7 protein-coding genes are annotated in these 8704 nt (G+C 34.9%); 2 read left to right on the plus strand and 5 right to left on the minus strand.

What is annotated here, in order from left to right; all coding sequences use genetic code 11:
• Positions 1 to 146 precede the first annotated feature (146 nt).
• Both MOC86_RS27030 and MOC86_RS27035 read right to left on the minus strand, forming a co-directional pair.
• Complete coding sequence (locus MOC86_RS27030) at positions 147 to 1184, minus strand: alpha/beta hydrolase (protein ID WP_268586971.1); 1038 nt, start codon at positions 1182 to 1184, stop codon at positions 147 to 149.
• A gap of 672 nt (positions 1185 to 1856) precedes the next feature.
• Positions 1857 to 3536 (minus strand): alkaline phosphatase, encoded by a 1680-nt coding sequence (locus MOC86_RS27035; protein WP_268586972.1) that lies wholly within the window; start codon positions 3534 to 3536, stop codon positions 1857 to 1859.
• Between the two features lie 263 nt (positions 3537 to 3799).
• Here MOC86_RS27035 and MOC86_RS27040 point away from each other — a divergent pair, with 263 nt between their 5' ends.
• The gene (locus tag MOC86_RS27040; protein WP_268586973.1) at positions 3800 to 4321 is read left to right on the plus strand and encodes a cupin domain-containing protein; all 522 of its coding nucleotides are present in this window, start codon (positions 3800 to 3802) and stop codon (positions 4319 to 4321) included.
• A gap of 273 nt (positions 4322 to 4594) precedes the next feature.
• Here the strand turns inward: MOC86_RS27040 and MOC86_RS27045 are convergent, their stop codons facing one another.
• The 3 genes from MOC86_RS27045 to MOC86_RS27055 all read right to left on the minus strand — a co-directional run bounded on the left by MOC86_RS27045 (position 4595) and on the right by MOC86_RS27055 (position 7909).
• Entirely contained in the window at positions 4595 to 5944 is a 1350-nt protein-coding gene (locus tag MOC86_RS27045) for an MFS transporter (RefSeq protein ID WP_268586974.1), read from the minus strand.
• 69 nt (positions 5945 to 6013) lie between these two features.
• Positions 6014 to 6445: a MarR family winged helix-turn-helix transcriptional regulator gene (locus MOC86_RS27050; RefSeq protein WP_268586975.1), complete on the minus strand. Its 432-nt coding sequence runs from the start codon at positions 6443 to 6445 to the stop codon at positions 6014 to 6016.
• 261 nt (positions 6446 to 6706) lie between these two features.
• Positions 6707 to 7909 carry an MFS transporter gene (locus tag MOC86_RS27055; RefSeq protein ID WP_268586976.1) on the minus strand — a complete coding sequence of 401 codons (1203 nt, stop codon included), beginning with the start codon at positions 7907 to 7909 and terminating at the stop codon, positions 6707 to 6709.
• 308 nt (positions 7910 to 8217) lie between these two features.
• Between MOC86_RS27055 and MOC86_RS27060 the strand changes: the two genes are divergently transcribed.
• A complete protein-coding gene (locus MOC86_RS27060; protein ID WP_019392620.1) occupies positions 8218 to 8658 on the plus strand; it encodes a MerR family transcriptional regulator in 441 nt (146 codons plus the stop codon).
• The last annotated feature ends 46 nt before the right edge of the window (positions 8659 to 8704 follow it).

Below are 8704 nucleotides of genomic sequence, written 5' to 3' on the forward strand. Positions count from 1 at the left end.
ACTCTTCCTCTCATCTCCTTGTATAAATAGTATATAAACTAGGTTTTCCATGTCTAAATAAAAAAACGACTTAAAATAAGTTCATAAAAGTATAAGGCCTAAAAAGACCATATCCAATTTGGATAATGGTCTTTTGGTTTTTCATTTTATTCGTGTTTTAGAAATGTATCGCACATCCACTTATAAAACTTTTCCTTCTCTTCAAATTGCGGATAGTGTGCGGAGTGATTAAAAGCAATAAACTCTTTGTTATCAGCTTCAAGTTTATCAAAATAATCTTTTGCAGCATGAGACGAAGTCATATAGTCATATTTTCCCATCACGAAATAACACGGTAGTTTAAGTTCTGTGATCTTAGTAGGCAATGGCTCTTTTAAAACTTCCTTTAATAAAGTTTCTTGAGAATAGGATATCCCGTAGTTGTAGCCGATCACGTCTAATAAGTTATACTCACTGCTCAACAACATACCTAGATTATCACCATCTGGACTATCAATTTCTCTTGCTCCCCCACCATATTTGAGTACAAAATTCCTTGGGGTAAATGTCTCACCTTTTATGATTTTTTCCCTTACCCCTTGTAAAGCTGAAATATCATTTGTATTTTCAGCCTTTTTTGCCTTATTCATAACGTAGTTTAAACTGTCAAGCTCACTTTGGACTGTATCACTCATTTGTCCAATCCCAACATATGCTTCATACTTTTGAGGTGCTTTATAGACAGCCTGCATGCCTATATATGTACCATAAGAATGACCAATAAGGATTACTTTTTCTTTACCAAGACGTTCTGATATATAATCGGTTATCGCCAATAAGTCCTCGACTAGTAAGTCTGATGAAAGATTAGAATAGTCCTCAAAAAAATGATAGGATTTCCCACTTGCTCTTTGATCATAATTTACAACTGTAAAGTTCTTTTCTAATAAGTCTTGATATTTCTTCGCATACGGAATTTCCGAACTTCCAGGTCCTCCATGAACAAGAAGAATAACAGGACTGTTCTTATCGTGATCCCGTATCATAATTTCATGACTACTTCCATTTATCTCTACTTGTTCTAATGCATTTATACTATTATTTCCTTTTACATGGGCAGTCCAGGTGGGAAAAAAGAGAGCGATAAGGAGTAATAATACAAAACTTAATCCTGTCCATTTCAGTAATCCTTTTATTTTTTTCATCTTATTATTTTAATTCCTCTCTGTTTAATATCATTCGGATAGACAATAATTTAAAATTTGTATGATAAGTTTTATTTCTCTCCTTCCATTTAGCTACTTATATACAAGTGGTTACTAACTAACAATGATATATCGTGAAAGAATAGTGCATGATTTAACATACTAAACAACTTACTTTTGGAATAAACAAGCATTTATTAGATGATGTACATTCATTATATATGGTTCATAATGGAAAATTAACCATTTCTAGACTTATAAAAAAGTAAGACTGAAGTCGTAAATTACCTATATAATCAGGATTTTTAATAATATGAATACATGATGTGAATTCTTTATTAAGTTAAGATCTAAGCATTCTCTATCTCTTCATATATTCTTTAAGAGGATTTAGATTAGGAAGATTTGAAATATTTCTCTTTAACTTTTGACTTATTTCCTCCTACGTATGAGTTAGTTGTTTTTTCAATACAATGAAAATGACCGTAAAAGTAGACCTCAAGAAAAATAAAAATCCCAAACTCATTGCTACCCAACAAGTTTAAGGATTTTATGATTTTCTAGAATCACATGATGTGAACTAAATATGTATATATCAAGAAATAAAAAGAACTGTGCCTCAACTTTAATTAAAGTTGAGGCGCAGTTCCTTCGTTCGTTTAGCTTAGTAACTTAGCGAGCATGTTTTTTAAATAAATTCACTGCTTCTTCAGGTACATAGAATTTACCATTGCTCTCTACAATAATACTGTCTAAATTATATTCTTTTCCTTTTATACGGATAATATCTTTGTTAACAGGTAGTTCAGCCCTTAAATTTTTACGTGTAACCACAAGTACTGGATTGGCTTCATCTGTCTTATCAACCTTTACTGTCGCCTTAACTTTTTTAAAGGCTGATTCAGCATCTAGAAATAACTCATCCGTTAATTCTTCTAAGTCAAAGCCCATCGCTTTTGACACCGTTTTAGCAATGTCTGTGTTATCAATTAAACCAGTTGGTTTTTGCGGACCATAAGCATATAAGAAAACATCTTCACCTGTATGGCCTCCAGTTGTAAAACCGAGGTTCGCGCGATTTGCTAATAGTTTAGATAAGATTGGTCCTACCTCTTCTTTTGTTTTTGCCGCTTTTAGTTTTTCTTTTTCATCAGTTGTTAAATTCTCTAAGCCATAAAGTGCTGCGACTTCTTCTAGATTAGATAAGTCATCTTTTAGCTTGCTTGTTGCCCCTTCAATCGTCAATTTCGCTTTTTTCAGTGGCTCAATATATTTAGCTACAGGTGTTGTATCATACCCTTTTGTAGTATTGCTATTACCGATCGAAATACCACTGTTCCCGTGATCAGTTACAGAAATTACCATTGTATTTCCATCTTTTTTAGCAAACTCTACTGCTTCTGCAACAGCTGCATCAAAGGCTAACACGTCACTAATCATTCCGATTGGATCGTTCGCATGTGCTGCCCAGTCCGGCTTACTTCCCTCTACAAATAAAGAGAAACCATCTTTATCTTTCGAAAGCGTTTCAATTGATTTACTTGTCATTTCAGCAAGTGTTGGCTGTTCAGGGTTTGTTTCCTCACGATCCATATCATAAGCAAGAGCACTATTAGAAAATGAACCCCAAATTTTATTTGATTTTGAATTTAATAGTTCATCTTTTGTTTCAACAAAATCATAGTCTTTTTCTTGAATGACTTTTATTAAGTCCTCATTGTCCTTACGGCTCTTTTCACCTGTACCAGGCTGAAGAGCTTCCTTTCCGCCTCCAAGAACAACCTCCATATCTTGGTAAACCTGTTGTTCACCAAGCACCTCAAAGTTATCACGATCAGCGTGATGAGCTGAGAAAGCAGCTGGTGTAGCATGTTGAATTTCAGAAGTCGCAATAATACCAGTTGCACGTCCAGTGCGCTCCGCCCCTTCCATTATATTCGCTACAGGGCGGAACTTGTCTTCTTCACTGATTTGTTCTAAACCTGGTGATGTAACGAGTGAAGGCAACACCCCAACATAACCAGAATTGGATTTGTTTCCTGTTGCTAGTGCTGTTCCAGCAGGAGCCGAGTCTGTAATTGCAGATTCAGCAGAGTATGTGCGGACTCCACCTGTCATGATTTCATCCATTGCAAGAGGCTCACCTTTGTACCAACGTGCTAACGTTGTTGCTGTAGAGCTTGTCCCGTCCATCACCATCATAATCACGTTTTCAGGCTGCTTCCCCTTTTTCTTTGTTTCACTTTTTGCCTGCGCAGGATAATCCATTATGCTATTACCTATAACTAATGAACCTACTGCTACTGTTCCTGCTATTGTTAGTCCAATCATCTTTTTACGAAGCTTGACCATTGTTCTTCCCCCCACAAAATTTTTTATAACTGATATAAAACTATCATTTTTATGTAAGCCAGATTTTAATTTCTTATTGATTTTTTGTAAATTCACACATCTAATTTCCTATATAAGTAATTTAAATACATCATCTTACAAATGAATAAAATTTTAGGGTAAAACCCTCTATTAAATATAAAATTCAAGTTCTTCAATACGTGCTATATTAATAGTGCACGAATAAAAATGCTTGATATAGAGGAAGCGGAAGGAAGATTGCCATGAAGAAAAATAATGCACAATATTGGGTATCAAAACTTGGACTACTCCCCCATCCAGAAGGTGGATATTATAAAAGAACCTTTGAATCAGAAGAACGTACGTCCGATCAGGAATTAACTGTTGATTTTGAAGGTGAACGAAAGCTCTATACGAGTATTTACTTTCTTTTAACATCAAATGATGTCTCTCATTTTCACCGTTTAAAATCGGATGAATTATGGTATTATCACGCTGGAAGTTCTTTAACGATTCATATCATTCATGAAAATGGGGAATATGAAGAAATTAAATTAGGTATGGACTTGGACAATGGAGAAGTCCCTCAAGCTTTAGTTCCAAAAAATTCAATCTTTGGATCGTCTGTAGTGGAGGAAGATACTTGCTCTCTAGTAGGTTGTATGGTTTCACCGGGGTTTGAATTCCAAGACTTTGAACTGTTCACACAAGTTGATCTTTTATCAAAGTATCCTCAATACAAAGATATTATTATGAAGTTAGCATATGAAAGAATTCCAGAATAGGATTAGACTTTAATTACGATTTTTCACACTCTCGCAAAAAAGGAGCCAGACAACAGATGAATTAAAGGTGTCGTCTGGCTTTTTCGTTCAGCAAGGGTATATACCCATCCTTATTAAACTTTTGAATGTAATTTAGAACAAAAACTTAAAATTGGATTCAGAAAAGAACGGATTTCTTTTATAGAAATCCGTTCTTTATTTTTTCTACTAAAAATATGTCTCAGGCTAAAAAACTAGTGTTTTACTACAATTGTTGTTTAACCAGATTAATAATTAAGCATGATACTGTATGTTACTTTGTCTTTTATCCTCTTTTCTTCTCATAGCTAACATAACGATGAAGAACATGACAAGGACCATTAACCCCATCCCTATGATACCGATATGATAGGTTGAAAAGGTTATGATCTTATTTGAAATTGTAAACTTTTCATCTAGAAAAACTCCTGTTAAAGCCGGACCAAACGTAGCTCCCATAAAGAAGAATAAGTTAGACATGCCTATACCTTCCGACATTAAGTTGGAGGGCAAATGTACAGAGGTAAAATTACTTAATTCAGATTGCACGGCAGCAAAACCAACGTAAATGAATAAAAAGGCACCTGAAGTATAAAGGACAGAGTGTCCAATACTTAGTACTAAAACTAATAATCCTATGAATAAGATGAAAATAGATGAACCTAGGAAAGTAACACTACCAAATTTTGAAGAACAAACTTCTATTAACTTCATGGATAAAATACTTAAAATGGCACCTGGGAATAAAGTAAGTCCAATCTCAATCGATGATAAATGATTTAAATCTTCTAAATAGATAGGAGTTAAAAAAAATAATGAATTAATCGTAATCATAAGTAGAAAATTTAGGGTACCAACCGTTATCACTATTTTATTCTTAAGAATTTTGAAATCGATTATTGGGTTCTGCCTATTATTCATAACTACAAAAATGATCCAAGTCAGAACAGATATACCTAAGAATAGAATATGGCCATGTATTCCATATAGGAGTAATAAAAAGGTAATGGTTAATAAACTTATAGATATATAAGGGATTTTCCCTTTTTTAACTTTATTATTAGGAATGTACCTAACAAAAGGTAACAAAATAATCATAGAAGCAATGACGATAAAAATACTTTCCCAACCAAATAAACTTGTTGTAACTCCTCCAATAATGGGTGACAGACCTGTTCCTAAAGAGATAGCTAATGCGATATAAGTTAATCCTTTTTTACGTTCCTCCTTAGGGAAATACTCATTAATAATGAGCATTGCTAATGGGATGGGAGCTCCGAGTGCGATTCCCTGAGTGACTCTAGCTACAATTAATAGTAATAAGTTAGAAGAAACTAAAGCAAGTAGCCCTCCGATAGTTGTGAGCAAAATACATCCATATAGTAACGTTCTTAATTTAAATGCTTGAGCTAACCTACTATAAACAACTGAGCCTACGATAAGCATCACTTCATACCCGATAAATACCCAACTGGATTCAGATGAATTTAAATGAAAATCTTTTGCTATAAACGGCAAAGCAGGGATAACAAGTGTCCCTCCCATCGGATTAAAGAAACTTAAAATAAATAAAAGAACGATCATCTTTTTAACATCTTTAATCATCTACACACCCACTTTTTTACTGATTTAGTTTCCTAACTAAATATATTTAGATGTAAAATTAGCAGCAAATTAACTTTGCTGCAGGTCTTTTTTCACCACATTCAAAAGATGAATTAGCGACGAATGTTGTTCTTCGGAAAGACTCTTTCCTATCTGTGCTTCCATTTCATTCTTTATGAACCATAATTGTTCCTCGAGAAACTTCCCCTTTTCTGTTAGGTGTATTCTTTTCACTCTTGCATCCTTATCTCCACTCATCCTTGTAACTAAACCTTTATGCTCTAATACATCAACTAATTTTGTTACAGATGAAGGTTTAATGAGTAAGTCTTGCTGAAGCTCAGATTGAGTAGCCCCATTCTTTATGTAAAGGAGTGTTAACAAACGTTCTTGGGACGAGGTCACTCCTTCCCTTTCTAACTTTTCATTATGAAGTTGAATCACAAGGTGCGAAATTTGCTGTATTAAATAGCCTATATGATTATCTTGAGACTGTCGCATGCATGGCCTCCTAATGATATATGTTTTTTATAGTGTTATTTATTTAGATAGGAAACTAAATATACTACGAAGTAAAGATACCACTTCTTGTATATGGCGTCAATTCATCATGATTATTTATGACTTAAAAGATATCCTCATTTAATTGCAAGTAAAGTTTTTCCCTAAACCTTGTTTGTAAAAGGATACCTATAGGAAAAGAAAAAGCGTAAATCCGTTGTCACTCAATGGGTTTACGCTTTTTCCCGAGGAACGTTTTCATTAATGGCCACTGACTTGGTCTACATGTGCGATGTGTTTTCGCCCAAATGCAACAACCAGTACGCCTAAAAATACAAATACAGCACCTGTATAGAAAGGAACAGCTGAGGAATATGCTTCAGCGAGCTTCGTTGCGAGCCAAGGTCCAACAGCTCCCCCAATAAAACGGACGAAACTGTATGCTGCAGATGCTGTAGCGCGTTCTACCGGCGCAACCTGCATAACCGCTGTAGTGATTAATGTATTATTAGTCCCTAGGAATAGTCCTGCAATAATTACGGAAACAATAATGACGGTTTTTGAATCTGTCCAAATTCCCATGGCTAAAAGAGTGAAAGCAAACAAAGTTAACATGGCACACATAGATTTGACCGTTCCAAATCTAACTTGAAGCTTTGGAGCAATAAAGACGGAAGTCAAGGCAAGACAAAGTCCCCAACCAAGAAACACATAGCCTAGACCATGCTCATCTAAATCCATAACAAATGGAGCATATGCCATTAACGTAAAAAATCCTATGTTATATAAAAAAGCTGTAAGACCAAGTCTAAACAACCCAGGAAATTTTAAAGCTTTAATTGGATCTAGAATAGAGCTTTTAACTTTCGGTTTTTCCACACGAGGCATTTTCAATAAAAGGGCAAGAAAGGCAATAATCATTAGCACACTTACTCCGTAAAACGGCCCGCGCCAAGAGATTGATCCTAGTTCTCCGCCAAGCAGCGGACCTACAGAAATACCAAGTCCAATAGCAGCTTCATATAAAATAATGGCTTTGGCAGTACTTCCAATCGCCAATCCTACGATAGCAGATAATGCTGTGGCAATAAACAATGAATTGCCAAGTCCCCATCCACCTCGGAAACTAACAATTTGCCATATTCCATTTGAAGAACCGGCTAATGCTGAAAAAACAATAATAAATAAAATACCAGTTAATAAAGTCCATTTAATGCCAATCCTACTAGAAACGACCCCTGTGATTAACATTGCTATCCCTGTAATCAAATTATAGCTTGAAAATAGCAGAGAAACCTGGCTTGGAGTTGCATCAAGTTGTTGTGCAATGGCAGGTAAAATTGGATCAACTAAACCTAAGCCCATAAAAGAAATAATAGTCGCAAAAAAGATAACCCAAACAACTACTGGCTGTTTAGCCGATTGGTATTGGGCATTCAGTGATTGTCCTGGCTCTGAATTCATTTTAAAAAACTCCTTATACATTATTTTTAGAATGCATTTAACCTACTCGCTTAAATTCTTCTGCGTTATGATCTTTTTTAACCCCCTTGGTAATTGAGAAATTTATTCATACTTGTCACAAATAACAGTATAAAATCTTTTTACCTTGACGTCAACGTAAACATTTATATTGTTTTATTAATAGAGCCTTTTCCTAAACTGTTTACCTTTTTCTGAGAAAATTTCGGATTGTAGTATAATATCTTTTGAACTAAAACCTTTCCTCTGTTAATGTAAGGAGAGAAATGAATAAATGTAGGAGCGAAATCATGAGCGAATTTAAAATAGATGATGTGGCAAAACAAAGTGGTTTAACAAAACGAACGATCAGGTATTATGAACAAATTGGACTTCTTCCCTCTCCTCCCCGAAGCAAAGGTGGCATAAGGTTATATTCTCAGGAACATATCGATTTTCTAGAAAAAATCACAAATGCAAAAGAAGTAATGGGCTTTTCCCTTCAAGAACTTCAGCAGTTCATCAAACTCAGCGATATATTGGAACTTCGCAAAGCGGATTATAGGCAAGTAAAAGGTACGAGTGAACAAAAAGAAAAGTTAAGAAAAGTAGTAAACACTGTCGAAGAACAGCTTGAGTTGCTCGTTCAAAAAAAGGAAAATCTCTTAAAGGTTGAGGAAAATTTAGTCTCCCTTAGAGATCGTGCCAAAGCAGCGCTGGTTCGATTTGAGAAAGAGGAATCAGAGCAGTAAGATAAAAAAATCCAGCTTTTTACGGGACTGACCCCCGTTTTTGAGA

The sequence above is a fragment of the Priestia endophytica genome, assembly GCF_026790145.1.
Classification (GTDB): Bacteria; Bacillota; Bacilli; order Bacillales; family Bacillaceae_H; genus Bacillus_I; species Bacillus_I endophytica_A.

Coding starts and splice junctions, on each gene's coding strand:
- MOC86_RS27030 (WP_268586971.1), bottom strand. CDS start 1,184: ATGAAAAAAATAAAAGGATTACTGAAATGGACAGGATTAAGTTTTGTA.
- MOC86_RS27035 (WP_268586972.1), bottom strand. CDS start 3,536: ATGGTCAAGCTTCGTAAAAAGATGATTGGACTAACAATAGCAGGAACA.
- MOC86_RS27040 (WP_268586973.1), top strand. CDS start 3,800: ATGAAGAAAAATAATGCACAATATTGGGTATCAAAACTTGGACTACTC.
- MOC86_RS27045 (WP_268586974.1), bottom strand. CDS start 5,944: ATGATTAAAGATGTTAAAAAGATGATCGTTCTTTTATTTATTTTAAGT.
- MOC86_RS27050 (WP_268586975.1), bottom strand. CDS start 6,445: ATGCGACAGTCTCAAGATAATCATATAGGCTATTTAATACAGCAAATT.
- MOC86_RS27055 (WP_268586976.1), bottom strand. CDS start 7,909: ATGAATTCAGAGCCAGGACAATCACTGAATGCCCAATACCAATCGGCT.
- MOC86_RS27060 (WP_019392620.1), top strand. CDS start 8,218: ATGAGCGAATTTAAAATAGATGATGTGGCAAAACAAAGTGGTTTAACA.